The organism is Pseudomonas sp. stari2 (assembly GCF_040760005.1).
GTDB lineage: Bacteria > Pseudomonadota > Gammaproteobacteria > Pseudomonadales > Pseudomonadaceae > Aquipseudomonas.
In genome coordinates this window covers 435,413-460,333 of sequence record NZ_CP099760.1, presented here as the reverse complement: position 1 = coordinate 460,333, position 24,921 = coordinate 435,413, and the positions used below count along the sequence as shown (strand labels likewise).

Annotated in this window: 21 protein-coding genes; 10 read left to right on the top strand and 11 right to left on the bottom strand. The window is 60.8% G+C overall.

Features of this window, described 5'->3' with window-relative positions; translation table 11 throughout:
* Window positions 1-9: 9 nt before the first annotated feature.
* Entirely contained in the window at window positions 10-2,370 is a 2,361-nt protein-coding gene (locus NH234_RS02015) for a TonB-dependent receptor (RefSeq protein WP_367255531.1), read from the bottom strand.
* 165 nt (window positions 2,371-2,535) lie between these two features.
* On the opposite strand from NH234_RS02015, the gene NH234_RS02010 reads away from it, so the two are divergent.
* Window positions 2,536-3,480 carry a LysR family transcriptional regulator gene (locus tag NH234_RS02010; protein ID WP_085733371.1) on the top strand — a complete coding sequence of 315 codons (945 nt, stop codon included), beginning with the start codon at window positions 2,536-2,538 and terminating at the stop codon, window positions 3,478-3,480.
* A gap of 101 nt (window positions 3,481-3,581) precedes the next feature.
* Entirely contained in the window at window positions 3,582-5,192 is a 1,611-nt protein-coding gene (locus NH234_RS02005; RefSeq protein WP_367255530.1) for an alkaline phosphatase family protein, read from the top strand.
* Between the two features lie 48 nt (window positions 5,193-5,240).
* Here the strand turns inward: NH234_RS02005 and NH234_RS02000 are convergent, their stop codons facing one another.
* Entirely contained in the window at window positions 5,241-6,161 is a 921-nt protein-coding gene (locus NH234_RS02000; protein ID WP_367255529.1) for a TauD/TfdA dioxygenase family protein, read from the bottom strand.
* A gap of 181 nt (window positions 6,162-6,342) precedes the next feature.
* Between NH234_RS02000 and NH234_RS01995 the strand changes: the two genes are divergently transcribed.
* Complete coding sequence (locus NH234_RS01995; RefSeq protein ID WP_039764497.1) at window positions 6,343-7,263, top strand: LysR family transcriptional regulator; 921 nt, start codon at window positions 6,343-6,345, stop codon at window positions 7,261-7,263.
* Window positions 7,264-7,302: 39 nt separating this feature from the next.
* Here the strand turns inward: NH234_RS01995 and NH234_RS01990 are convergent, their stop codons facing one another.
* Window positions 7,303-8,316, bottom strand: a complete 1,014-nt coding sequence (locus NH234_RS01990; RefSeq protein WP_367255528.1) for an ABC transporter substrate-binding protein — start codon at window positions 8,314-8,316, stop codon at window positions 7,303-7,305.
* 304 nt (window positions 8,317-8,620) lie between these two features.
* On the opposite strand from NH234_RS01990, the gene NH234_RS01985 reads away from it, so the two are divergent.
* Genes NH234_RS01985 through NH234_RS01975 form a run of 3 tightly spaced genes read left to right on the top strand, consistent with a single transcriptional unit; the run spans window position 8,621 to window position 12,656 of the window.
* The gene (locus NH234_RS01985) at window positions 8,621-10,219 is read left to right on the top strand and encodes an ABC transporter permease (RefSeq protein ID WP_367255526.1); all 1,599 of its coding nucleotides are present in this window, start codon (window positions 8,621-8,623) and stop codon (window positions 10,217-10,219) included.
* Window positions 10,216-11,031 carry an ABC transporter ATP-binding protein gene (locus tag NH234_RS01980; protein ID WP_085702770.1) on the top strand — a complete coding sequence of 272 codons (816 nt, stop codon included), beginning with the start codon at window positions 10,216-10,218 and terminating at the stop codon, window positions 11,029-11,031. The genes NH234_RS01985 and NH234_RS01980 overlap by 4 nt, the downstream gene beginning before the upstream one ends.
* Window positions 11,032-11,045: 14 nt before the next feature.
* Window positions 11,046-12,656 carry an arylsulfatase gene (locus NH234_RS01975; RefSeq protein WP_367255525.1) on the top strand — a complete coding sequence of 537 codons (1,611 nt, stop codon included), beginning with the start codon at window positions 11,046-11,048 and terminating at the stop codon, window positions 12,654-12,656.
* 53 nt (window positions 12,657-12,709) lie between these two features.
* Here the strand turns inward: NH234_RS01975 and NH234_RS01970 are convergent, their stop codons facing one another.
* A complete protein-coding gene (locus tag NH234_RS01970; RefSeq protein ID WP_367255524.1) occupies window positions 12,710-13,783 on the bottom strand; it encodes a fatty acid desaturase in 1,074 nt (357 codons plus the stop codon).
* A 100-nt stretch (window positions 13,784-13,883) separates the two neighbouring features.
* On the opposite strand from NH234_RS01970, the gene NH234_RS01965 reads away from it, so the two are divergent.
* The gene (locus tag NH234_RS01965) at window positions 13,884-14,888 is read left to right on the top strand and encodes an AraC family transcriptional regulator (protein WP_085733379.1); all 1,005 of its coding nucleotides are present in this window, start codon (window positions 13,884-13,886) and stop codon (window positions 14,886-14,888) included.
* A gap of 3 nt (window positions 14,889-14,891) precedes the next feature.
* On the opposite strand, the gene NH234_RS01960 is transcribed toward NH234_RS01965, so the two are convergent.
* A complete protein-coding gene (locus NH234_RS01960) occupies window positions 14,892-15,575 on the bottom strand; it encodes a Crp/Fnr family transcriptional regulator (RefSeq protein ID WP_367255523.1) in 684 nt (227 codons plus the stop codon).
* 85 nt (window positions 15,576-15,660) lie between these two features.
* Here NH234_RS01960 and NH234_RS01955 point away from each other — a divergent pair, with 85 nt between their 5' ends.
* On the top strand, window positions 15,661-16,185 hold the full coding sequence (locus NH234_RS01955; protein ID WP_367255521.1) for a DUF962 domain-containing protein: 525 nt from the start codon (window positions 15,661-15,663) through the stop codon (window positions 16,183-16,185).
* Window positions 16,186-16,238: 53 nt separating this feature from the next.
* Here the strand turns inward: NH234_RS01955 and NH234_RS01950 are convergent, their stop codons facing one another.
* The 6 genes from NH234_RS01950 to dibA form a co-directional block, all read right to left on the bottom strand.
* Window positions 16,239-17,228 (bottom strand): sulfate/molybdate ABC transporter ATP-binding protein, encoded by a 990-nt coding sequence (locus NH234_RS01950; protein WP_085733384.1) that lies wholly within the window; start codon window positions 17,226-17,228, stop codon window positions 16,239-16,241.
* A 3-nt stretch (window positions 17,229-17,231) separates the two neighbouring features.
* Window positions 17,232-18,104 carry a sulfate ABC transporter permease subunit CysW gene (gene cysW / locus NH234_RS01945; RefSeq protein WP_085733385.1) on the bottom strand — a complete coding sequence of 291 codons (873 nt, stop codon included), beginning with the start codon at window positions 18,102-18,104 and terminating at the stop codon, window positions 17,232-17,234.
* Window positions 18,105-18,117: 13 nt separating this feature from the next.
* Entirely contained in the window at window positions 18,118-18,936 is an 819-nt protein-coding gene (cysT, locus tag NH234_RS01940) for a sulfate ABC transporter permease subunit CysT (RefSeq protein WP_007952818.1), read from the bottom strand.
* A 71-nt stretch (window positions 18,937-19,007) separates the two neighbouring features.
* Complete coding sequence (locus tag NH234_RS01935) at window positions 19,008-20,021, bottom strand: sulfate ABC transporter substrate-binding protein (protein ID WP_065257482.1); 1,014 nt, start codon at window positions 20,019-20,021, stop codon at window positions 19,008-19,010.
* Window positions 20,022-20,153: 132 nt separating this feature from the next.
* Window positions 20,154-20,336 carry a sulfur starvation response protein OscA gene (oscA, locus tag NH234_RS01930; protein ID WP_085733386.1) on the bottom strand — a complete coding sequence of 61 codons (183 nt, stop codon included), beginning with the start codon at window positions 20,334-20,336 and terminating at the stop codon, window positions 20,154-20,156.
* A 190-nt stretch (window positions 20,337-20,526) separates the two neighbouring features.
* Window positions 20,527-22,446, bottom strand: a complete 1,920-nt coding sequence (gene dibA / locus NH234_RS01925) for a phosphodiesterase DibA (protein ID WP_085733387.1) — start codon at window positions 22,444-22,446, stop codon at window positions 20,527-20,529.
* 146 nt (window positions 22,447-22,592) lie between these two features.
* Here dibA and desA point away from each other — a divergent pair, with 146 nt between their 5' ends.
* Entirely contained in the window at window positions 22,593-23,777 is a 1,185-nt protein-coding gene (gene desA / locus NH234_RS01920; RefSeq protein ID WP_085733388.1) for a delta-9 fatty acid desaturase DesA, read from the top strand.
* Window positions 23,778-23,922: 145 nt separating this feature from the next.
* Entirely contained in the window at window positions 23,923-24,912 is a 990-nt protein-coding gene (locus NH234_RS01915) for a GGDEF domain-containing protein (protein ID WP_367255517.1), read from the top strand.
* The last annotated feature ends 9 nt before the right edge of the window (window positions 24,913-24,921 follow it).

Sequence of the window (24,921 nt, the reverse complement as noted above, 5' to 3'; positions counted from 1 at the left end):
AGGGATCGATCAGAAGTCGTAGCGACCGGTGACGCCGAGGGTGCGCGGCGTACCGAGCAAGCCTTCATAGCCGCCGTTGCCGCCAGTCCACAGGGTCGTGTAGTAGGTTTTGTCGAAGGCGTTTTTCAGCCACAGCGAGACGTCCCACTGACCCTGATTGAAATCGCCGCGCAGGCCGGTGGAGAGATTGACCACCGCGTAGCTCGGGATCTGGCCGTAGTCGGAATCCTCGACCGTGCCCACCGCTTTGGAGCGGAATGCGTAGCTGCCGGTGACGTAAGGTTGCAGCCCGTTGGCCAGATTCCATTCGTATTTGCCGTTGGCGTTGCCGATCCATTTCGAGGCCCCCACCACTTGGTGACCAGTGAGGTCGCAAGAGGCCGGGGCACGCGGTGCGAGACTGACTTCCGGCGGGCACGGCGCATCCTTGTACGAGAGGTAACTAACGTCGTTGAACGAGCCGTTGAAGTTCAGCGTCAGGCCACGCAGCGGAATCACGGTGCTTTCGAACTCCACACCACGCGAGCGCACAGAACCGGCGTTGGTCAGATATTGCACGCGGTTGACGTCGTCGTAGGCGTTGGTCTGGTAAGCGTTGACCTGGGTCCAGAACAGGTTGGCGTTGAGCTGCAGGCGGCGGTCCCACAGGGTGCTCTTGAAGCCGAGTTCGGCGTTGTTGGCGCGTTCGGTGCCGATCAACAGCGAGTCGGCGCCAGCGGTCGGAGCCGAGCCGACCACGAGGTTAATCCCGCCGGATTTCTCGCCGTGGGACAACGTGGCGTAGCCGAGCAGATCATCGGTGATGCGATAGCTGAGGTTGAGCAAGCCGGACGGGCTGGAGCTGTACTGATTCAGATCGCCGGAATCGTAGGCGCCGGTCCGGCCGCGTCGCGCAGTGGCAGCGGCGCCGGTCACCGCTGCGCCACCCACCGGCGCATCACGATTGACCCAGGCGTTCTTCTCTTCATAGGTGCCTCGCACCCCGGCAGTGAAATCCAGACGCGGAGTCAGGTGCCAGGTGCCTTGGGCGAACAGCGCAAAACTGTCGGTCTGGATGTGGCCGCGACCGACGCTGCCAACGTTGGCCAATGCCCCCCGTGGCGTGCCATTCCAGATGTCGGCCTGGGGGCCGTAATAAGCGAAGGATTTGTTGTCCAGATCCGAACCGAAGTAGTACGCGCCTAGCACGTAATCAAAGAACTCGCCCTTGGGCGATGCGAGGCGAAATTCCTGCGAGTACTGCTTGTCCTCCACCGACACGCCGGCGTTATAGGTCGCTGCGACGTTGAGGCCATCGTCGTTGGCCGGGGTGAAATTCCAGTAGCGATAGGAGCTGATCGAGGTCAGGGTGAAGTCGCTCGGCAACGACCAATTGGCCTCCACCGACGTGCCGCCCTGATGCACCGTGACGTGCTGGTCGTTGTCCAGATTGACCTTGCGGTGCGAGCCGTTGACCAGCGTCGCGCCGGCAGCATTGGCCCGGGACTGATAGAGGTTGACGCCATTGATGGTCGGCCCGGTGTTGTACAACACGCGGGTGCCGGCACTGGAATCCTCTTCGTTGTAATCACCGATCCAGCGCAGATTGAAGTTTTCGTTGGGCTTGAACAGCAACTGCGCCCGGAAACCGTCGCGGGAACCACCGTTCAGATCATGGCCGTTGAATTCGTTCTTGATGTCGCCGTCGCTACGGGTGCGATAGGCGGAAATGCGTCCCGCCAGCTCATCGTTGAGCGGCCCGGACAGCGTGCCCTTGGTCTGGAAGTAACCGTCCTCGCCGACCGAGGTTTCGATGCTGCGCTCCGGGGTGAAACTCGGTGCGCGAGTACTGATGTTGATCACCCCGGCGGTGGTGTTCTTGCCGAACAGCGTCCCCTGCGGCCCCCGCAGGACTTCAAGCTGTTCGATGTCCATCAGGTCGAAAACCGCCATCCCCGGACGGCCCAGATAAACGTTGTCGATGTACAGGCCGACACTGCCTTCCAGGCCGTCGCTGGCCGGGTTGTTGCCCAGGCCGCGAATCGAAACGCTGGACTGGCGCGCATGCATGTAGGCGACGTTGACGCTGGGCACCAGTTGCTGCAGATCCTGGATGCGATAGACCCGTTGCGTTTCCAGAGTCTGGCCGCTGACCACGCTCATCGGCGTCGGCACATCCTGAGAACTTTCTTCGCGACGGCGGGTGGTGACGGTCACGGTTTCCAGTTGCGAAGTCGCGGTCGCGGTTTTGCCTGCGGGTGCCGAGACAGGGGTTTGGGCATCATCGGCGTAACCCTGATTCCAACTGGCACTCCCCGCCAGCAACAGGGCCAGGGGCAGACGTTTGAGCCGTCGTGGCGGCGGCGGTGAAGCGAGGTTCAACGGACTCATGGGGCTGCTCCTGGTCAAAAAACACGCAGACATCTTCCGTGCCGCATATTCTTTTGAGTTATTTATTTATGTTTTTACAAAGATTTACTGCATAAGAGATTGCCTTTATAAGGAGTCGACCTAATGCATATCCAATGCATTTCCCGGATATTTTTTATGTGAAAAATGCATATCGACTTGCGCCAGCTCAGACACTTCATCGCCCTCGCCGAACAACGCAGCTTCGTTGCGGGCGCGCAGGCGGTGAACCTGTCGCAGTCGGCGTTCAGCCGAAGCATTCAGGCGCTGGAACACAGCGTCGGTTGCCAGTTGGTGGATCGTGGGCGCAAGGAGTTACCGCCGACCAAACAGGGTCAGGTGCTGCTTGAACATGCTCGGCGACTGGTCAGTGGTGCACAGCAAATGGCCAACGAGATCAGTCAGTTCAACGGGCTGGAGGCGGGGGAATTGCGCTTCGGTTGTGGCCCGGCGCCAGCGGCAGGATTGATCCCGAGAGCGATCGGCAGCTTCATCGGCCGCTACCCGAAAGCGCGGGTGCATTACCAGGTCGATGACTGGCAGAGCCTGAGCAAGCGGCTGCTAAGCGAAGAGTTTGAATTCTTCGTCGCCGACACCCGGCATTTTGAGGCGGATCCGGATTACTTGACCCACCGATTGCGGCCGCGCAAATGGCATTTCTGTTGCCGCGCCGGGCATCCGCTGGCCGCTTTTGATCGGGTTTCGGCCGAGCAATTGATGAGTTATCCACTGGCCGTGAGCATTCGTCCGCCGAACCTGCGCAAGGTCATCGTCGACCTCAGTGGCCGCCCGGATTTCGTCCCGAATGTGGAATGTGAAAACAGCGCCAGCCTGCTCGGTGTGGTGCTGCGCTCCGATGCAATCGGCATCGTCGGCGCCTATTCGGATGCGCTGCATCAGGCTCGTGGCGAATTGGTGTGTTTGAAGGTCGAAGGGTTGCCGGATGATCTGGAGGAGCTTTACACCCGTTACGGAATTGTCAGCCGCGCCGGGTATCGGCTGTCGCCGTTGGCCGAGGCGATGATCGAGCAGATCAAAGCGATCGATGCGGTGGAAGAAGAGGTGTGTTCACTGGCGAACCTGGCCATCTGAGCCCATGCGTTTCATGCATGGCAAGCATTCCCCGAATGCACTTGCCGAACACCCTCGCCGAAAGCGAAAAACCTCACCTGTCTTTCTGACCGGTGAACCCCATGTCCAACCCGCAAAACCCCGTGCGCAACGTGCTGTACATCATGTGCGATCAGCTGCGCCGCGATTACCTGTCCTGCTACGGCCACCCGCATCTGCACACCCCGAACATCGATCGCCTGGCCTCCGCCGGCGTGCGCTTCAGCCGCGCATACACCCAGGGCACGATTTGCGGGCCGTCGCGGATGTCGGCCTACACCGGGCGTTATGTCAGCAGCCATCAGGTGGCATGGAACGCCGTGCCGCTGCCGCTGGAAGAGCTGACCATCGGCGATTACCTGCGCCCCCACGGCATTCGTACTGCGCTGGTCGGCAAGACCCACGCCACGGCCAACGTGGATGCCTTGCAGCGGCTGGCGATCAACCCTGAAAGCGCCCAGGCCGAAGTGCTGAATGAAGTCGGCTTCGAGCCCTACTTTCGCCACGACGGCATCTTCCCCGACGACCCGTTATTCGATGACAAACGCGAATCCGCGCCGTACACCCATTACCTGCGCGAGCAAGGTTTCGAAGGGCGTAACCCCTGGCACGACTGGGCCAACGCGGCCGAAGGCGACAATGGCGAGATCCTCAGCGGCTGGAAAATGCGCAACGCCCATTTGCCGGCGCGAATTCCCGAGCAACATTCAGAGACTGTCTACACTACAAATCGAGCCATCGACTTCATCGGTGAGCAAGGTGAAAAACCGTGGTTTTTACACCTGTCCTATATCAAACCCCACTGGCCCTACATCGTACCGGCTCCGTACCACACATTGTACAGTACGAAATCGATTCTCGAACCGGTACGTAATGCCTCTCCAAGCGACCACCCCGTCTATCAGGCCTTTCGCCAGCATGAGGAAAGCCTGAATTTCTCCAAAGATCCGGTACGACTGAAGGTGATCCCGACGTACATGGGCCTGGTCAAACAGGTCGATGATCAGCTGGGGCGGCTGTTCGATTTCCTGCAGAGCAACGGACGCTGGGAGGACACGCTGATCGTGTTCACCAGCGATCACGGCGACTTCCTGGGCGATCACTGGCTGGGCGAGAAGGAGTTTTTGCTGGAGCAAGCGGTGGGCGTGCCATTGATCGTGCGCGACCCGCGTGCTGCGGCGGATGTCACGCGGGGCACTGTGGAGGATCGACTGGCGGAAACCATCGACGGCGTGCCGACCTTTCTCGAATCGCTGGGAGTGACGGGCGCCGAGCATCGACTGGAAGGTCGCTCGTTGATTCCGCTGCTGCATGGTGAAAACCCGGACTGGCGCCGCTACGCGATCAGCGAGTACGACTACGCCTTCCAGGCCCCGGCGCGGGAGCGACTGGGCCAGCCGATCGACCGTTGCCGCATGACCATGGTGCGCAGCGAACGCTGGAAATACCTGGCGTACGACGGCTTCCGGCCGCAGCTTTTCGATCTGTTGAATGATCCGCAGGAGCTGCAGGATCTGGGCGCGGATCCGGCGTATGCGGCGGTGCGCGAGGAGCATGCGGGGTATTTGTTCGAGTGGGTACGCGGGTTGAAGCGGCGCACGACCATCAGTCATCAGGAGATTGATTTACGGGGGCAGCGGTTTCGTTATGGAGAGCCGGAGACCGAAAAGCTCGTTCAGATCGGCGTCTGGTGAAAGTACTGCGGGCAAGCCGGATGGCCGGCTTGCCCGTGAAGGGGTAGATCAGACGCCGACGATCTCAGCGCCTTTGATAGTCAGACTACGCTGCCCCGAAGCCCCGACCGGCACTTCACCCTTGAGCGTTACCCGACGCACCACCCGATCCTGGGTTCCGTAATCATCAATCGCATAATGCTGCGTCGAACGGTTATCCCAAATCGCCACATCACCCGCTTTCCAGCGCCAGCGCACGGTGTTTTCCTGACGAATCACATGGCTCTGCAACAGCCCGAACAGATATGCAGAATCGGCCTGGGAATAACCCTTGATGCGTTTGACGAAATGTCCCAACAACAAGCTCTTTTCGCCGCTGATCGGGTGTACACGCACCACCGGGTGTTCGGTTTCATACACGGTCGAGGTGAAGATCTTGCGATAGCGCTCGAGCTTCTCTGCCGAGACATCCGGCTTCGCCCCGGCGTAGTCGTATTCGTTGCTGTGCACGGCCACCAGTTTGTCCGCCAGCTCGCGCAATTCGGTCGGCAGTTCGTTGTACGCCGTCGCAGTATTCGCCCACAGCGTGTCGCCACCGAATGCCGGGGCCACCACCGAGCGCAGGATCGAGGCTTTCGGGTAGGCATCGACGAAGGTCACGTCGGTGTGCCAGGAGTTGGCGCGCTGGCCTTCGGCGCCGTCCAGTTCCAGCAGGTAGCGGGTGCCCTCGCGGGACGGCACGGTTGGGTGCGCCACCGGCTCGCCAAGCAGATGTGCAAAGGCTTCCTGTCGCTGATCGTCGAGCTGAGTCTGCTCGCGGAAGAACACGACCTTGTACTGCACCAGTGCCTGTTGAATGGCTTCAACCGTCGCGGCATCCAGCTCACCGGACAGGTGCACGCCACGGATTTCGGCGCCGATACGGCCGGCCACCGGATGAATGTCCAGCGCGTGGACAGCGGGTTTTACAGCGAGTGCGGCATTGCTCATGGGTAGACCCTCATCGACTGCTTGCGGTTGGACGGCAGCGAAACAACGCTCTATCTATATTCCATTTACATCTAATAGATATTCACATGCTTCATTGACGGAATAAGAGCTTGCATTTAAAACCTCAAGCAACCCTCGTCGCAAATGCCTTCGAGCTATTTTTAGGATGCCGGAAAAGCATATGGATCTTCGCCAGTTGCGCTACTTCATCGCCCTCAATGAACACCGCAGTTTTGTCCGCGCGGCCGACGCCATGGGCATCACTCAACCGGCGTTCAGCCGCAGCATTCAAGGGCTGGAGCAGGAGTTCGGCTGCGTGCTGGTGGACCGCGGCAACAAGGATCTGCGCCCGACACCCGAAGGCCAGGTGGTGCTGCAGCACGCCCTGACCCTGGTGCAGGGCGCCGCATTGCTCAGCGCCGAAGTGACGCAGATGACCAAGCTCGATGCCGGCGAACTGCACTTTGGTTGCGGCCCGGCGCCGGCGGTGAAACTGGTGCCGGACGCGGTGGCGCAATTCATCAATGCGCACCCGAAAGTGCGTACCTGCTTTCAGGTGGATAACTGGGAAAAACTCAGCCGTGCCCTGAGCCGCGAAGAGATCGAATTCTTCATCGCCGACATCCGTCATTTCGAGTCCGACCCGAACTTCCAGACCCAGCCGCTGACACCCAAGCGCGGGGTATTTTTCTGCCGGCCGGGGCATCCGTTGCTGGCCAAGGAAAGCCTGTCGACCAACGACATGTTCGACTACCCGCTGGCGACCACGCTGATCCCGCCGGGGATTCGCAAACTGCTGGCAAATCTCAGCGGCAGGATCGATTTTTCACCGACCATCGAGACCGAGCACTTTCCGGCGCTGGTGAAAGTGGTGCTGCAATCCAACGCGATTGGCGTCGGCACTGAAGAGGCGTTTGTCGAGGACATCGCCCAGGGCTCGCTGGCGCTGCTGCACTGGCGCAACCTGCCGCAGAATCTGGAGAGCATGAATGCGCGGTGCGGGATTGTGAGCCGCACGGGATTCCGGCTTTCACCGGCAGCGCGAGCGATGATCGAGACGTTGGTGGCGGTGGACAAGCAGGAAATCAGCGTCGCGGTTTGAGGGTCATTCCCACGCTCTGCGCGGGAATGACCGCATGACTCAGAGCTTCGCAGCCGCCAGCTCAGGCGCCACCCACTCGCTCACCTTGAACGGCTTGCGGATCAGCTTCTGCTGCGCCGCCAGATCCACTTTACCCTGCAGGTTTTCGAGGAACAGCGGGTCCAGTGTCGACGGGAATACTTCGCTCAGATTCTGATCCTTCAGATCCTGGCTCAGGATCACCGGCGGGTAGCTTGCGAGCCCCGACACAAGCTGCACGTAAGCGTCCTTGTTGCTGTCCTGAGTCAGCCACTCCACTGCCTGTTGCTGCGCCTTGAGCAGCTTCGCCACGGCGTCCGGATGGCCGTCGACAAACTTGCCGGTACCCACCAGCACCGACTGCACGCTGCCGGCGCCACCGAGGTCTTTGGTGTTAAGCGGCAACTCGGCCAGTCCCTTGGCCTGCAATGCAGTCAGCCCGGAGCTGCCCCACGACGCGTCGATCTGCTTCGCCGCCAGCGCGGCAACCGCTGCATTGAAATCGAGGTTGATCACTTTCACGTCCTTTTCGCTCAGGCCCACGCTGGCCAGCGCCGCATCGAACGACAACTGGGTCGCGGTGCCCCGGAAGATCGCCACGCGCTTGCCCTTGAGATCCTGCAACGTCTTGATCCCCGAACCCGGCACCACGCCGAGGTATTGCTTCACACCCCGGGCGCTGGCGCTGAGCAGGCGCGTATCCAGTCCGTTGGACTTGCCGATGATGGCCGCCAGATCTCCGAGATAGGCCAGATCCACCTGGCCGTTGGCAAACGCCTCGTTGATCACAGGTCCGGCGCCCTTGAAGAAGCTCCACTGAATCTTGATGCCCTGATCGGCGAAGGCCTTTTCGAAGATCTGCTGATCGCGCAGCACGTCCACGATGCCCCCGCCGCTGTGTTGAGTACCCGCGCTCAGATCAGGCACGGCAATCCTGATTTGCTTGAGCTCGTCGGCCTGGGCAGAGAACGCCAGCAGACCCGCCAGGGCCGGCGCGGCAAACAGACTGATGACACGTTTGAAAGGAAAGTTCATGGGTGCGGCTCCTGATCACGGCGGGCATTGAGGAGCCGAAAGTAGGCGCAATCCGTATCAGCACTTAAATACTTAAAAAGAACATTTTTATAGCTATTCAAGCTAAGCCAGCAAAGTCGGGACATGCAGAGCGGTATGCAGAGAGAGCATCGAAAATATTCTTCGAATGCATTGGATGCGCGCAGGGCTGGAGGCCTTAAATGGCGCTGCTTATCTCCAAAATACTTAATTTTCAATTTACTTATAACGATTACTTTACAGCTAATTCCGCTGACACGATCCAACCCGACAACGGAGGTCACCCATGGCCCGTGAATCCCTGCTCAGCCTGCCACTGGCCGCACCGCCGTTGAAAAACCGGCGCACCTTGCCAAGCCTGAGCCACCGCGTCTTACCCTGGTTATTGCCGCTCGGACTGTTCGCCCTGTGGTGGCTGGCGGCGCGCAATCAGTGGATGAGCGAACAGATTCTGCCGGCGCCGTCACTGGTGTGGAACAGTGCGATCGAGCTGTCCCAGGGCGAGTTGTGGAGCCACCTGTGGATCAGCCTGCAACGGTTGTTCTGGGGCTTGCTGGCGGGCGTTTCCGCCGGCGCGGTACTCGGCGCAGCGTTGGGCTTCAGCCGTCGCCTCGAACGCCTCATCTTCCCGACCTTCGCCGGTCTGGCCCAAGTGCCAACGCTGGCGTGGATTCCGTTGTTCATGGTGTTTTTCGGCATCGGCGAAACGCTGAAACTGGTGGTGCTGGTCAAGGCCATCGTGGTGCCGGTCACCCTGCACACGCTGGTCGGCGTGCGTGATGCGCAACCGAAACTACGCGAAGCCGCCGCCGTGTTACGCCTGCCGCCACGCCTGCTGATTCGCCGACTGGTGCTGCCCGCCGCCCTCCCCGCATTCATGGCCGGCGTGCGACTGGCGCTCGCCGCTGGCTGGACTTCATTACTTGCCGTCGAGCTGCTGGCCTCCAGCGAAGGCATCGGTTACCTGATGGTCTGGGCGCGTCAGTTGTTCATGCTCGACATCGTCTTCGTGTGCATCGTGGTGATCGGCCTGATCGGTGTGGCGATGGATCGCGGCATCGGTCTGCTTGACAGGAAACTGGTGCACTGGCCGCATCCCGCCACGGCAGAAATTCGTCGCGGCCCACGCTATGAAGGCTGGCAACGCGTGCAGCCGTGGCTGCTGCCACTGGCGCTGTTCGCGCTGTGGCAACTGGCGGTCGATCAGCAATGGATCGACGCCAACATTCTGGTCAGTCCGTGGGTGGTGCTCGAGGCAACGAAAAACGGATTGCTCGACGGCACGTTGATCTCGGGCATGGCCCTGAGCCTCGGCCGCACACTCGGCGGCTTGTTGATTGGCGGCGGCCTCGGCCTCGTGCTGGGCTTGCTGCTGGGTCTTTCACGCACCAGCGAACGCGTGCTCGGCCCGACCCTCGCCGCCCTGCGGCAGATTGCGATTTTCGCCTGGGTGCCGCTGCTCACCGCATGGTTCGGTCTCGGCGAACTGGCGAAATGGGTGTTCGTCGCCCTGGCCGCTTTCTTTCCGTTGTTTGTCGCGACTCAACGCAGCGTCGCCAATCTTTCGCCGCAACTCAACGAAGCCGCGCAGGTGCTGCGCCTGAACCTCGCTCAACGCCTTCGGCGACTGGTGCTGCCGGGCGCCGCGCCGGGGATTTTCGCCGGCCTGCGCCTGAGCCTGATCTACGCCTGGCTCGGCACCATCGGCGCCGAATATTTCATGCCGTCCAACGGCGGCATTGGCAGCCAGATGATCGGCGCCCAACAACTGCTGCGCATGGATCTGATCATGGCCGGGATGCTGCTGGTCGGCCTCACCGGCGCCCTGCTCAACCTCATTGGCCAACGCCTGGAAATCCGCGCCACCCGCTGGAGACACGCATGAACGCACCGATTGTCAGCTTCAACCATGTAGGCAAGTCCTTCGACGTCGACGGTTTCGAACTGGAGGCGATTCGCGAATTCAACCTCGACATTGCCGAGGGCGAATTCGTCGCCATCGTCGGCTCCAGCGGCTGTGGCAAATCAACCCTGCTGCGTTTGCTGGTGGGCCTCGATACGCAATTTCGCGGGCAGATCACAGTCGATGGCAAAGCCGTCAACGGCATCGGCGGCGAGCGCGGCATCGTGTTTCAGGAACATCGTTTGTTCCCGTGGCTGACGGTCGCCGACAACATCGGTCTGGGCCTGGTCAATGAGCCGCTGGCTGCCTCCGAAAAACAGCAGCGCATCAACGACTTCATCGAGCTGGTGGGGCTGCGCGATTTCACTCGCGCCTATCCGCATCAACTCTCCGGCGGCATGGCCCAGCGCGTGGCGATCGCTCGCGGGCTGGTGGCAAGCCCGCGGATCTTGCTGCTCGACGAACCCTTCGGTGCCCTCGACGCACTGACCCGCCAGCAGATGCAGGACGAACTGCTGGCGATTCGTGAACGGGCAAAAATCACCACGATTCTGGTCACCCACGATGTCGAGGAAGCGATTTTCCTCGCTGATCGCGTAGTGGTGATGGAGCCACGCCCGGGCCGGATCAAACAGGTGGTGGGCATCACCCTGCCCCATCCACGCCAGCGCAGCAGTTTTGACTTCCATCAGTTGCGCGAAGAGCTGCTGCACGAACTGACCAGTGACGATCATTACCAACCGAGCGCACCGGTACAGATCCGTGATCTGCCGTTGTCGTTCATTGCCTGCTGAACAGGAGCCTGTTGATGCCGCAACGTCCCAACTTTCTGGTGATTCTGGCCGATGACCTCGGCTTCTCCGACATCGGTGCTTTTGGCGGCGAAATCGCCACGCCGAACCTCGATGCCCTGGCCAACAACGGTCTGCGCCTGACCGACTTTCATACCGCACCGACCTGCTCACCGACCCGCTCGATGCTGCTTACCGGCACCGATCACCACATCGCCGGCATCGGCACCATGGCCGAAGCGTTGACCCCGGATCTGATCGGCAAACCGGGCTACGAGGGTTACCTCAACGACCGTGTCGTCGCATTGCCGGAGTTGTTGCGCGAAGCGGGTTATCAGACCCTGATGAGCGGCAAATGGCACCTGGGCCTGACCGCCGAACTGGCGCCCCACGCCCGTGGTTTCGAGCGTTCGTTCTCGCTGCTGCCTGGTGCGGCCAACCACTACGGATTCGAACCGACCTACGATGAGCACACGCCCGGCCTGCTGAAATCCACCCCGGCGCTGTACATCGAGGACGACACGTTCATCGACGAATTGCCGAAGGATTTCTATTCCTCCGACGCCTTCGGCGACAAGCTGTTGCAGTACCTCAAGGAGCGTGACCAGAGCCGGCCGTTCTTCGCGTACCTGCCGTTTTCCGCGCCGCACTGGCCGTTGCAGGCGCCCGCCGATATCGTCGAAAAATACCGTGGCCGCTACGACGCGGGGCCAGAAGTGCTGCGCCTCGAGCGACTGGAAAAACTCAAGTCGCTGGGATTGATCGAGCCCGATGTCGAGCCGCATCCACTGATCCAGCTGACCGCGCAATGGGAAGCGCTGAGCGATGAACAAAAACGGATTTCCGCCCGGGCGATGGAGGTCTACGCGGCGATGGTCGAGCGCATGGACTGGAACATCGGTCGCGTCGTCGATTACCTGCGCCAGCAGGGCCAGCTCGACAACACCTTCATCCTGTTCATGTCCGACAACGGTGCCGAAGGCGCGCTGCTGGAGGCCTTCCCCAAGTTCGGCCCGGAATTGCTGACCTATCTGAACCAGCATTACGACAACAGCCTCGACAATATCGGCCGCGCCAATTCCTACGTCTGGTACGGGCCGAACTGGGCGCAGGTGGCGACCGCACCATCACGCCTGTTCAAGGCGTTCACCACCGAGGGCGGGATTCGCGTTCCGGCACTGTTGCACTATCCGCAGCTGCCGCTGAAAGGGCAGATCAGCCATGGTTTCGGCACGGTGATGGACATCACGCCGACCATCCTCGATCTGGCCGGCGTGCGGCATCCGGGCAAGCAGTGGCACGGCAAACCGGTGGCGCCGTTGCGCGGTAAATCATGGCTGGGGTTCTTGTCCGGCGAGACAGCGCAGGTGCATGACGAACACACCGTCACCGGCTGGGAATTATTCGGGCGTCGGGCGATTCGACAGGGGCAGTGGAAGGCGGTGTGGATCCCCGGGCCAGTGGGGCCGGCGACCTGGCAGCTTTACGATCTGGGGAGTGATCCGGGGGAGATTCACGACCTGGCGTCGAGCCAGCCGCAGAAGCTTGAAGCGCTGATCGAGCATTGGCAGCGGTATGTGGAGGAGACCGGGGTGATTTTGAGTGAGTCGCCGTTTCAGCCGGATTGACGATGACGGATACAACGCTATCGCCGGTTGGCCGGCGATAGCTTCGAATACCTTCAAACCTGAGCCGTCTGCACTTCTTTCCGTACTACCGTTTCCTTGCGAACAAACCGGTTCGCCCGCCCAAACGTCCCGAAATCGTTGAACCGAACCCCCATCTCCCGCATCACCTTGTGCGCCACCGGCACCGTCAGCTGGCGAATGTAGAACGGCTCCTTCACCACAAAATGATGAATCCCGTGACTGCTGCCGAAGTTGAAACAGAACGCCTGCAACGGCCACAACCACCATGGATTCAACACCTGGCACTGCTGAAGCACATTGCCTGGCTCGATGTCGCCGTAGTAATGCATGTTCGAGCTGATGAAGTGCAGGCAAAAGGTGCGCAGCACGTTCGGCCCGATGATGACCACAGCGGCTATGTCGATCACTTGCATCACCGACAACGTGGTCGCTGACCACTCGATCGGCGAGCCCATCAAGTAAGCGATGCCGTTGGCCACATGGAAGCCGAGAAATACGTACCAAGCGCCCCAATGCACCAGCGCCAGCGGCGCGTAGACCTTCAGCGAACGCTTGATGATGCTGAACTTGTGCGTCCAGGTCCTGGCCCGCAGCATGCGGATGAACGCCGACATTACGTTGTCGCCGACCATCAGCAACCGCGCAAAACCCCAGGGTTCGCCGTTGGTGATCGCCCGTTCTTCCATGTCGGTTTCAGTGCCGGAGACCTTGTGATGATTGAGGTGCAGATGCCGGCGGATCCACGGGTTGATCGTGCTCGGCCGCGCCAGCCACACCAGCCCCATCATCAGGTTGTGCGGTACGCGCTGCTTGCGGAAATACATGCTGTGGATCAGGTCGTGTTCGAGCTCATGGGTCAGCGAAGCGAAAAACGCATTGAGCAACAGACACGCCCACCACGCCATGTGCCCAGTGATATAGAGCGCCGCCGAACCGATCATCCCGGCCAGAGCGAAGGCCAGAATCCCAGCACCGAGGGCGTCCTGATGGTTGAGAATCGGGTAGCGCTCGCGCAGCTCGACGCCTTTGGCGAGCACCACTTCACGAATATGCGCTGATCGCTGGGCAGCATTGTGTCGCTGGGGACTTGCAGAAGTACGGTCCATGCTTCCATCCTCTGGTTATTGATGTTCGCATCCTGCCCCGCGCAGGGTCCGGACGCGGTAGCCGAGAACGCCAACCTGTTGACCGGAAGCGCCAATCAGCATGAAGGAACCGACTTCTCTCGCCAGCTGGACCCGTGCCCTGCGCAAGCAACTCGACGCGCTGGGGCTGGACAGCACTGCCCTGTGCCAGCAGGCCGGGCTCGATCCACAACTGATGGACGACCCGAACGCCCGTTACCCGTTGTCCGCAACCACTCGCCTGTGGGAAATCGCGGTGCAGGTCAGCGGTGATCCGGCAATCGGCTTGCGGGTGTCGCGGTTCGTCAGCCCCACGACATTTCACGCGTTGGGCTATGCGTTGGTGGCCAGCGGCAGCCTGCGGGAGGTGTTCGAGCGGATCGTGCGTTATCACCAAGTGGTCAGCGACGCGCTGGAGCTGGAGCTGACCCGCAGCGAAGATCGCTACCGGTTTCGCCTTAAAATCCCGGCCGACAACCCGGCCCCGGCCTTCGAAGCCATCGACGCCTTTGCCGCAATCTACGTGCGCACGTGCCGCAATCGCCTGGGCCGCGACTACGCGCCGCTGGCGGTGTACCTGCGTCGCCCGGAACCTGCCGATGCGCATCAATGGCACAAGGTGTTCCGCTCGCCGGTGCATTTTTCCGCCGAAGAAGACCGCATCGAATTCGCCCTCACCGACTTCGACAGCCACCTCGACGACGCCAACCCGGAACTGGCCGAACACAACGAAGCCGTGCTCAAACGCACCCTCGCCCAGCTCAAGCCGCTGACCTGGGAGCGCAAGGTACGCGACGCCATCGAAGAGCAATTGCCCGAAGGCGAACCCAGCGCCGAACGCATCGCCCAGGCCCTGCACCTGAGCCTGCGCAGCCTGCAACGGCATTTGGCCGACGAGGGTTGTCGCTTCGACACACTGTTGAATGAAAGCCGCGAGAACCTCGCGCTGCTGCACCTGCGCGATCCGCAATGCTCGCTGAGTGAGGTCAGTTATCTGCTGGGGTTTGCCGATACGAGCAGCTTCAGCCGCGCGTTCAAGCGCTGGACGGGAATGACGCCGGGGCAGTTTCGGGATCAGTTGCGTTGAGTTTCATACGACAGCCAAAGCCCGCAATCGGACGGCATCAAGGATCTCGATCTCCCCGTAAGCCAACCCGATAATCCCCTGCCCCTGCAGATCCTTGAGGATCTGGTTGGTGGTCTGCCGCGACAGCGACAGCATCGACGCCAGTTGCTCCTGGGGCAGTTGCAGCACCCGGCGAGGCGGGTCGAGTTCGCCGTAGCCTTCGGCGATCATCAGCAAGCGATGGGCCAGACGCGCCGGGGCCGGCAGCAGGCTCAGCTGTTCGAGATTAATGAAGGTCAGGCGCAGTTTGTGGCTCATCAACAACGCCAGATGTCGCCAGTAAACGGGGTGTTCGTCGAGCAGTTTCAGCAGTGTGGCTTGCGGGATATTCAGTAACAGACACGGGCCGACCGCGTAAGCATCATGGGTGCGGGGCTGGCCGTCGAACAGGCAGATTTCGCCGAACCAGTGCGGCGCCTCCACCAGACTCAGCAACGCCTCCTTGCCTTGCTCGCTGACCGCGCCGATGCGCACTGCGCCGTCGAGCACCGCGTACAGCCCGCACGGCGCATCGCCGCGCTGGAACAGCCGCTGCCCCGCCGCCAGCCGCCGCTCCTTGGCCGCCGCCAGCAGACTATCCTGAAAAGACAAAGGTAGATGACTGAACCATTGCCCGGTCAGCAGGCGCTCGCGCCAGACCCTATCCATGCGTTCTCCTAAAGATTGTCGCCTGCCTGACAGAGCGAACCGTGAACCCGGGGCATGATTCGATCACCCTACAGGAGGAACAACAATGAAAAACCTCGTCGATCATTTGAGTCAATACGCCGCTTACCACCGTGACCCGCGCAACATCGCCAGCCACTTTATCGGGATTCCGCTGATTGTGGTGGCGGTGGCCGTGCTGTTGTCGCGGCCGGAATGGTCGGTGGGCGGATTGTGGATTTCCCCGGCGGTAATTGCCGCCCTCGCTTCGGCGTGGTTTTACCTGCGTCTGGAACTGAAACTCGGTGTGTTGATGACAGTACTGATGGGGTTGTCGGTCTGGACCGGGCATGTATTGGCGCAGCAGAGCACCCTGGTCTGGCTGAGCGCAGGCCTGGCGATGTTTGTGATCGGCTGGGCGATCCAGTTTGTCGGGCACCACTATGAAGGGCGCAAACCGGCGTTTGTGGATGACTTGAGCGGGTTGATTGTCGGGCCGCTGTTTGTGGTGGCCGAACTGGCGTTCATGCTGGGGATGCGGCATGAGCTGAAAGAGCAGATCGAGGCGCGGGCGGGTGTGGTGCGGGTCAATCCGAACCGTGCGGCTGTCTGAACCACAGGCTGATTCGCTCGTTCCCACGCTCTGCGTGGGAACGAGCGATGGTTTTAGAGGCTGGCGACTTTCTGCCAGACCTTCGGCTTGAAGAACAACGTCTCCCCCTTCGCCAATCCGGTCAGGCTGTCGTGATCCTTCACCACTTCCGCCTCGATCAGATCCGTCTGGCCTTCTACCTTCAACGTTACCCGCGTGGTCGCACCCAACGGCCGGATATCGCGGACTTCAGCGGCGTGGTGATCCTCCAGCTCATGCCGCGACAGCGACACTTCGTGCGGGCGGAACAGCACGTGATTGTCATCGCCCAGATGCAGACGGTTCGAGTCGCCGAGGAAGTGATAGACGAAATCGCTGGCCGGGTTTTCGTAAACATCGCCCGGAGAGCCGATCTGTTCGATCACACCCTTGTTCATCACCACGATGCGGTCGGCCACTTCCATCGCCTCTTCCTGGTCGTGGGTCACGAACACCGACGTCAGGTTGATGTCTTCGTGCAGACGCGCCAGCCAGCGGCGCAGCTCTTTACGCACCTTGGCGTCGAGGGCGCCGAACGGCTCGTCGAGCAACAGCACTTTCGGTTCTACCGCCAGGGCGCGAGCCAGAGCGATACGCTGACGCTGGCCGCCGGACAGTTGCTCCGGATAACGATCCGACAACCAGTCCAGTTGCACCATGTTCAGCAGCTCGTGAACCTTGGTCGCGATCTGGCTCTCGCTCGGGCGCTGGTTTTTCGGTTTCATGCGCAGGCCGAACGCGACGTTGTCGAACACAGTCATGTGGCGAAACAGGGCGTAGTGCTGGAACACGAAACCCACGTTGCGATCACGCACGTCGTGGCCGGACACATCTTCGCCATGGAACACGATGTTGCCGTTATCCGGGGTTTCCAGACCGGCAATAATGCGCAGCAAGGTGGTCTTGCCGCAGCCGGACGGGCCGAGCAGCGCCACCAGTTCACCGCTGTGGATATCCAGGCTGATGTTGTCCAGCGCCTTGAACGCATTGAAATTCTTGCTGACGTTACGCACTTCGATTGACATGAACTATTCCTCCGCGGCGCTGGCGCGCAGGCGGTTGATACGGTTTTCGCTCCACTGCTTGAGCAGCAGGATGAAGAGCGCCAGGATCAGCAACAGGCTCGCCACAGCGAACGCGGCCACGTGGTTGTATTCGTTGTAGAGGATCTCGACGTGCAGCGGCAAGGTGTTGGTCACCCCGCGAATGTGCCCGGAAACCACCGACACCGCGCCGAACTCACCCATGGCCCGTGCGGTACACAGCACCACACCATAGATCAGGCCCCATTTGATGTTGGGGACGGTCACATGCCAGAACATCTGCCAGCCATTGGCACCGAGCAGGCGCGCGGCTTCTTCTTCCTGAGTGCCTTGTTCCTGCATCAGCGGGATCAGCTCACGGGCCACGAACGGCACTGTGACGAAGATCGTCGCCAGCACGATGCCCGGCAGGGCGAAGACGATCTGGATGTCGTGATCCTGCAGCCACGGCCCGAACAGGCCCTGGGCGCCGAACATCAACACGTAGACCAGACCGGCGATCACCGGCGAGACCGAGAACGGCAGGTCGATCAGCGTCACCAGCATACTCTTGCCACGGAACGAGTATTTGCTCACGCACCACGCGGCGCTGACACCGAACACCAGGTTCAGCGGCACCGAAATCAGCACGGCGATCACGGTGAGTTTCAGCGCCGACAAGGCATCCGGTTCAAAGATCGCGGTGAAGAATGCACCGAGGCCGTTTTTCAAACCCTGCGACACCACGATGAACAGCGGCAGCAGCAGGAACAGGAAGAAAATCAGCCAGCCGAGGCCGATCAGCACTCTGCGCGAAGTCGCGCTGCCACGGCGGGCGGCGTTGGCCGAGGAAGCGGCCGCAATAGACGATTGGGACATGGTTCGCGCCTCCTTATGGGGTTTCGATGCGCCGCTGCAGCAAGTTGATCAGCAGCAACAGGACGAAGGAAACCACCAGCATCAGCACGCCGATGGAAGTGGCGCCGGTGTAGTCGTATTGATCGAGCTTGACCATGATCAGCAGCGGCAGGATCTCGGTTTTCATCGGCATGTTGCCAGCGATGAAAATCACCGAACCGTACTCGCCGACGCCCCGGGCAAACGCCAGGGCAAAACCGGTCAGCCAGGCTGGCAACAGTGCCGGCAGCAAGATGTGGCGGAACACTTGTAGCGGCTTGGCACCGAGGCACGCCGCCGCTTCTTCGACTTCACGGGGAATGTCGGCCAACACCGGCTGCACCGTGCGCACCACGAACGGCAGGGTCACGAAGGTCAGCGCCAGAGTGATCCCGAGCGGGGTGTAGGCGATCTTGAAACCGAGGTCGGCGGCAAATTGCCCGACCAGCCCGGTCGGCGTGTACAGCGCAGTGAGCGCAATACCGGCCACCGCGGTCGGCAGGGCGAACGGCAGATCGATCATCGCATCGATCACCTTGCGCCCCGGGAACGTGTAGCGCACCAGCACCCAGGCCAGCAACGTGCCGATGATGCCGTTGATGATCGCGGCGCACAGCGCGGTGCCGAAGCTCAGCTTCAATGCGGCGAGAACACGGGGCGCGGAGATGATCGTCCAGAACTGATCCCAGGTGAGTTGGGCGGCGTGGACGAACATCGCCGCCAGCGGGATTAGCACAATCAGGCTGAGGTACACCAAGGTGTAGCCCAGCGTCAGCCCGAAGCCGGGTATGACGGGGGAGATACGACGCGACATAAAAGTCCTTGGTTTGAGAACGCACAAAGCCCCGACGGTTAAATCGGGGCTCGTTTATGACCTATTTCAGATTACTGCGCCTGATAGATCTGGTCGAACACGCCACCGTCGTTGAAGAATTTCGGCTGTGCGGTTTTCCAGCCGCCGAAGTCCTTGTCGATGGTCACCAGCTCCAGTTTCGGGAACTGCTGGGCGTACTTGGCGGCCACGTCCTTGTCACGCGGGCGGTAGAAGTTCTTCGCCGCGATTTCCTGGCCGGCCGGGCTGTACAGGTGCTTGAGGTAGGCTTCGGCGATCTGCTCGTTGCCCTTCTTCTCGGCGTTCTTGTCGACCACGGCCACCGGAGGTTCGGCGAGGATCGACAGCGAAGGCACGACGATGTCGAACTTGTCCTTGCCGCCGTCTTCTTTCAGCGCCAGGAAGGCTTCGTTTTCCCAGGCCAGCAACACGTCACCCTGACCGTTGTTGACGAAGGTGATGGTCGAGCCACGGGCGCCGGTGTCTAGGACCGGAACGTGCTTGAACAGGGTCTGTACGTATTCCTTGGCTTTCGCTTCGTTGCCGCCGTTGGCTTTCAGGCCGTAGGCCCATGCCGCGAGGAAGTTCCAGCGTGCACCGCCGGAGGTTTTCGGGTTCGGCGTGATCACCGAAACGTCGTTCTTGATCAGGTCGCCCCAGTCCTTGATGCCTTTCGGGTTGCCCTTGCGCACCAGGAACACGATGGTCGAGGTGTACGGGGTGCTGGCGTCCGGCAGACGCTTCTGCCAGTCGGCCGGCAGGGTCTTGCCGAGCTTGGCGATTTCGTCGATGTCGCCGGCCAGTGCCAGGGTCACGACGTCGGCGCGCAGACCGTCGATCACCGCACGGCCCTGCTTGCCCGAACCGCCGTGGGATTGCTGGATTTTCACGGTGTCGCCGGCATGCTCTGCCTGCCAGTACTTCACGAATTCGGCGTTGTAATCCTGATACAGCTCGCGCGTCGGGTCATACGAAACGTTGAGCAATTCGTAATCCTTGGCAACCGCGGAACCGGCAAACACAGCACTGGCCAGGGCGGCCAAAGCGTAACGGCGAATCGACGACATGGTGAAAGCTCCTGGAATTCTTGGTGGTGGCTTTTTCTTATGTATTGCTGGAATCGGGTTGCTCATTCAACGACCGCAGCCTGTGGCAGCTTCTGCCAACAGCTCCCCGCAGGAGCTGCCGCAGACTACGAATCAGGCCGGCTTGTTACCCGGTTGCTGCAGACGGAATTTCTCTTTGCGTTCGATCTGGACCACTTGGGCGTTGTGCACAGTGATTTCCACCGCGCCGAAACGCAGATCGCGCAAGGCGCTCTGGATTTCGCGCAAGATGGTGGTTTCGTCCTGACCGTCAACGCTACGCAGGGATGCGCTCATGGTGCTGCTCCTTTGTATGGGATATGCCTGGCAGTGGGCGGCACTGCGTTCGGCGTGGGAGCAATATAAGAGAGGCGCAGATATTCTTAAAAAGACTATTTAAGAATGTTTATATAACTGGAAAACATTATGTGATGCAGCAAGGGGTTGCGGCGGATTTGCCCGTTCACAAACCCGCTGCGCATATCCTTCAGCCGATTGCCGGCGCTCTGGCCCAGTCGATCTGAGCTTCAGGCACCGGCCGCCCGAACCAGTAGCCCTGCCCCAGATCGCACGCCTGCTCCAGCAGGAATGCCGCCTGCTCGGCCTGCTCGATGCCCTCGGCATGCACCTGCATGCCCATGCTGCGGGCCAAAGCGATGATCACCCTGACGATTGCCGCATCGTCCTCGTCCCACGGCAGTCCGGCGACGAAGCCCTGATCGATCTTGAGCTTCTGCACCGGCAGGCGCTTGAGCCGCAGCAGCGACGAATAACCGGTACCAAAGTCATCGATGGCCAGGCGAATGCCCAGCTCGCGCAGACGATGCATCTGTTCCAGCGCGACTTCCGGATCATCCATCACCGCGCTCTCGGTAACTTCCAGTTCCAGATAGGCCGGGTCCAGACCGGTATCGTGCAGCACCTGCGCCACCTGTTGATAAAGCTCGCGGCGGGCGAACAGCCGCGACGACACGTTAACCGCGACAAACGACAGCACTACCCCGGCCCGCTGCCATTGGCACATCTGTCGACAGGCCTGCTGCATGACCCAGGCGTCGATTTCCGAAATCATCCCGGTGCGCTCGGCAATCGGGATGAACTCCGCGGGTGACACAAGCCCCCGCTGCGGATGCTCCCAGCGCACCAGCGCCTCGACGCCGATCAGGCGACTGGTCTGCAGGTCGTGGACGGGCTGGTAATAGACCCGCAACTCCTGCTGCTCCAGCGCGCGGCGCAATTCGAAGGCAATCTCGACCCGTTGCTGGGCATGGGCCGTGAGTTCTTCTGTGTACAACGCATAGCCGTTGCGGCCGCTGCTTTTGGCCTTGAACAACGCCGCATCGGCGTTGCGCAACAGCTGTTCGGCGCTCAACGCATCACTGGGAAACAGGCTGATGCCGAGGCTGGCGTTGATGAACAATTCGTGGCCGTCGAGGCAGAACGGCTCCTTGAGTGCATCGAGAATCCGTTGGGCCAGTGCAGCGGCCTGCGCCGGCTGTGGACAACTTTCCATCAACACCGCGAACTCGTCGCCACCCAGCCGCGCCAGGGTGATGCCCGATCCGAACAGCGCCTGCAAACGCACAGCAACCGCCTTGAGCAAACGGTCACCGATGTTGTGGCCGAGACTGTCGTTGATCAGTTTGAAGTGATCGAGGTCGATCATCAGCAGTGCGCAGCCGCGCTTGTGGGTCTGTGCCGAAGCCAGTGCCTGTTCGGCGCGATCACTGAACAGCAGGCGATTGGGCAGGTCGGTCAGCGGATCGTGGTGAGCCAGGTGCTTGAGTTCGTGTTCGGAATCCTTGATCGCGCTGATGTCGGAAAACACCGCGACGTAATGACTGAGCCGATCGTCCTCATCGCGAATCACCCGAATGGTTTGCCACTGTGGATAAATTTCACCGCTCTTGCGCCGGTTCCAGATCTCGCCGCTCCATTCATCCTGCGCCTGCAACGTGGCGAACATCGCCTGATAAAAACCCGGCGGATGATGGCCGGACTTGAACAGGCTGGGCTGCTGGCCAATGACTTCATCGCGCTGATAACCGGTGATCTCCATGAAGGCACGATTGACGTGCACGATCAGCCCCTGTCGGTCCGTGACCAGCACACCTTCGCGGGTGCAATCGAACACCGCAGCCGCCTGACGCAGGCGTTCACGATCGGCCTGGCGCTCACGCAACCGTGCACCGATGCCCAGGCATTCGAACAGGCGCGCCCGGGCAAGAAAGATCAAACCGGCGCTGAACACCACAAAGGCATAGCCGTTGATCAGTTGCCAACGCAGCAACTGATCAGAGCTATCGAAGAAACTGTTCAATAAATAGCCAATGCCTTGCAGCCAGACAACGGCAAGAACCAGGTAAAGCAGCGCTGCACGCAAGGCATCGCGGTATGTGGCAGACATTCGGCCGTCCATGTCCCTACAAAAATGTCGGGATTATAGGTCAAGAAACATCCAGCCATCTCTTATCTGAAAGGGCGACTGGTTTTATCTGTGTGCTTGGTGATAATGCAACGGCTGTTTTTTCTCTATCGAGGGCCCTATAGCCTATGTGGTACGAAGGTTTTCTTGGCTTGTCGGCCTGGTCACTGGTCGCCGTCACCCTGCTGATGACCCATGTGACGATCGTTGCCGTCACGGTCTACTTGCACCGCTACTCGGCCCATCGCTCCCTGGAGCTGAATGCCGGCCTGAAGCATTTCTTCCGTTTCTGGCTGTGGCTGACCACCGCGCAGAACACCCGTGAGTGGACGGCCATCCACCGCAAGCACCACGCCAAATGCGAAACCGAGGATGACCCGCACAGTCCGGTCGTCAAAGGCCTGTCTACCGTCCTGCGCAAAGGTGCCGAGCTGTACCGCGAGGAAGCGCAGAACGCCGAGACCCTGCGCATCTACGGCAAGAACTGCCCCGAAGACTGGATCGAGCGCAACCTGTACAGCCGCTACCGGTTGCTGGGCATTGCAATCATGGCGGTCGTTGACCTGCTGCTGTTCGGCACCATCGGCATCACCATCTGGGCAATCCAGATGATGTGGATTCCGGTCTGGGCGGCCGGCGTGGTCAATGGTCTCGGCCATGCCATCGGCTACCGCAATTTCGAATGTCGCGATGCAGCGACCAATCTGGTGCCATGGGGCATCCTGATCGGCGGCGAAGAACTGCACAATAACCATCACACCTACCCCAACTCGGCCAAGTTGTCGGTCAAGAAGTGGGAATTCGACCTCGGCTGGGCCTGGATCCAGATCTTCAGCTTCCTGCGCCTGGCCAAGGTGCAGCGGGTCGCGCCGATCGCTCACCGCGTCGAAGGCAAGGGCAGCCTGGACATGGACACCGCCATGGCGATCCTCAACAACCGTTTCCAGATCATGGCCCAGTACCGCAAGCTGGTGATCGGACCGCTGGTCAAGCAGGAGCTGGACAAGGTCGATCATTCGGTACGCCACCAGTTCCACCGCGCCAAGCGTCTGCTATCCCGTGAAACCAGCCTGCTGGAGGATCGCCACCACGCGCGCATCCAGAACATGCTCGAGCACAGTCAGGCGCTGAAGGTAATCTACGAGAAACGCCTGGCCCTGCAGCAGATCTGGGTCAAAACCAGCGCAAATGGTCACGACATGCTCGCGGCCATCAAGGAATGGGTTCACGAGGCCGAGGCCAGTGGCATCCAGTCCCTGCGCGAATTCGCCAACCAATTGAAGACCTACTCGCTACGCCCTGCCGCCGTCTGATGCCGTTGATCGGTGCGCCCGGTTCCCGGGCGCACCCTTCGGAACTTCACCTCCGATCCCCTATCTCAAAGACACTTCGCCACCCCCGGCGGGTTGTCCCGTGGCCGTTGTCGACTGATCGGCACGCCCTTTGAGATCCGTGTCGATGGTCAACAACAATCAAAAAGACTCATCCCTTCCCCAGTGGCCAGAAGCCGCGCAAACCCTGATGGCATTGATGCACGCCCAGGGCGAAGTGGCACGCCTGAGTGAACGCGAACAGCTGTTCAGTTCGCTGCTGGTCAGCGTCAACGCCGTGCTTTGGGCCTTCAACTGGGAAACCCGTCAGGTGCTGTACGTCAGCCCCGCCTATGAACGGATTTTCGGCCGTTCGGCCGCCCTGCTACTCGCCGACCATAACCAGTGGCGTGACAGCATCTACCCCGAGGATCTGGAATACGCCGAACGCAGCCTCGCCGAAGTGCTGCACAAAGGCGCCGTGGAAGACCGCGAATACCGGATCATCGGCGCCGACGGTCGGGTGCGCTGGATCAGCGACAAGTGCTTCATCAACCGCCAGGAAGAACCGGGACAACCGGTGATCATCGTCGGCATCGCTGAAGACATCACCGAAAAGAAGCAGATGGAAACCGAGTTGCAACGCCTGGCCACCACCGACGTGCTGACCCAGAGCAGCAACCGTCGACACTTCTTCGAATGCGCCAATCGCGAGTTTGAAGAAGCCCGCCTGCAGGGTGCGCCACTGGCGTTTCTGCTGCTGGACATCGATGACTTCAAGGTGATCAACGACACCTACGGTCACCCGGAAGGCGACAACGTGCTGCAACGAATCGCCGAATGCGGGCGTGCCTCGCTGCGCCGGGGCGACCTGTTCGGACGGATTGGCGGTGAAGAGTTTGCTGCGGTTTTTCCGGGCTGTGCGCCGGACATGGCGATGCAGGTGGCCGAGCGGCTGCAACAGGAAATCCAGCGATTGAGCTTCAGCCACGGCGAACAAGTGTTCGGCATCACCGTCAGCCAGGGCCTGACCAGCCTTACCCCGAAAGACGAAAGCCTGGACAGTCTGTTCGCCCGGGCCGATGCAGCGATGTACGAGGCCAAGCGTCAGGGCAAGAACCGGATCATCTCGGCCTGAACACCGCGC

Excerpts from the sequence above, each read along its gene's own strand:
- NH234_RS02015 (WP_367255531.1), bottom strand. The coding sequence starts at position 2,370 with ATGAGTCCGTTGAACCTCGCTTCACCGCCGCCGCCACGACGGCTCAAA.
- NH234_RS02010 (WP_085733371.1), top strand. The coding sequence starts at position 2,536 with ATGCATATCGACTTGCGCCAGCTCAGACACTTCATCGCCCTCGCCGAA.
- NH234_RS02005 (WP_367255530.1), top strand. The coding sequence starts at position 3,582 with ATGTCCAACCCGCAAAACCCCGTGCGCAACGTGCTGTACATCATGTGC.
- NH234_RS02000 (WP_367255529.1), bottom strand. The coding sequence starts at position 6,161 with ATGAGCAATGCCGCACTCGCTGTAAAACCCGCTGTCCACGCGCTGGAC.
- NH234_RS01995 (WP_039764497.1), top strand. The coding sequence starts at position 6,343 with ATGGATCTTCGCCAGTTGCGCTACTTCATCGCCCTCAATGAACACCGC.
- NH234_RS01990 (WP_367255528.1), bottom strand. The coding sequence starts at position 8,316 with ATGAACTTTCCTTTCAAACGTGTCATCAGTCTGTTTGCCGCGCCGGCC.
- NH234_RS01985 (WP_367255526.1), top strand. The coding sequence starts at position 8,621 with ATGGCCCGTGAATCCCTGCTCAGCCTGCCACTGGCCGCACCGCCGTTG.
- NH234_RS01980 (WP_085702770.1), top strand. The coding sequence starts at position 10,216 with ATGAACGCACCGATTGTCAGCTTCAACCATGTAGGCAAGTCCTTCGAC.
- NH234_RS01975 (WP_367255525.1), top strand. The coding sequence starts at position 11,046 with ATGCCGCAACGTCCCAACTTTCTGGTGATTCTGGCCGATGACCTCGGC.
- NH234_RS01970 (WP_367255524.1), bottom strand. The coding sequence starts at position 13,783 with ATGGACCGTACTTCTGCAAGTCCCCAGCGACACAATGCTGCCCAGCGA.
- NH234_RS01965 (WP_085733379.1), top strand. The coding sequence starts at position 13,884 with ATGAAGGAACCGACTTCTCTCGCCAGCTGGACCCGTGCCCTGCGCAAG.
- NH234_RS01960 (WP_367255523.1), bottom strand. The coding sequence starts at position 15,575 with ATGGATAGGGTCTGGCGCGAGCGCCTGCTGACCGGGCAATGGTTCAGT.
- NH234_RS01955 (WP_367255521.1), top strand. The coding sequence starts at position 15,661 with ATGAAAAACCTCGTCGATCATTTGAGTCAATACGCCGCTTACCACCGT.
- NH234_RS01950 (WP_085733384.1), bottom strand. The coding sequence starts at position 17,228 with ATGTCAATCGAAGTGCGTAACGTCAGCAAGAATTTCAATGCGTTCAAG.
- cysW (WP_085733385.1), bottom strand. The coding sequence starts at position 18,104 with ATGTCCCAATCGTCTATTGCGGCCGCTTCCTCGGCCAACGCCGCCCGC.
- cysT (WP_007952818.1), bottom strand. The coding sequence starts at position 18,936 with ATGTCGCGTCGTATCTCCCCCGTCATACCCGGCTTCGGGCTGACGCTG.
- NH234_RS01935 (WP_065257482.1), bottom strand. The coding sequence starts at position 20,021 with ATGTCGTCGATTCGCCGTTACGCTTTGGCCGCCCTGGCCAGTGCTGTG.
- oscA (WP_085733386.1), bottom strand. The coding sequence starts at position 20,336 with ATGAGCGCATCCCTGCGTAGCGTTGACGGTCAGGACGAAACCACCATC.
- dibA (WP_085733387.1), bottom strand. The coding sequence starts at position 22,446 with ATGTCTGCCACATACCGCGATGCCTTGCGTGCAGCGCTGCTTTACCTG.
- desA (WP_085733388.1), top strand. The coding sequence starts at position 22,593 with ATGTGGTACGAAGGTTTTCTTGGCTTGTCGGCCTGGTCACTGGTCGCC.
- NH234_RS01915 (WP_367255517.1), top strand. The coding sequence starts at position 23,923 with ATGGTCAACAACAATCAAAAAGACTCATCCCTTCCCCAGTGGCCAGAA.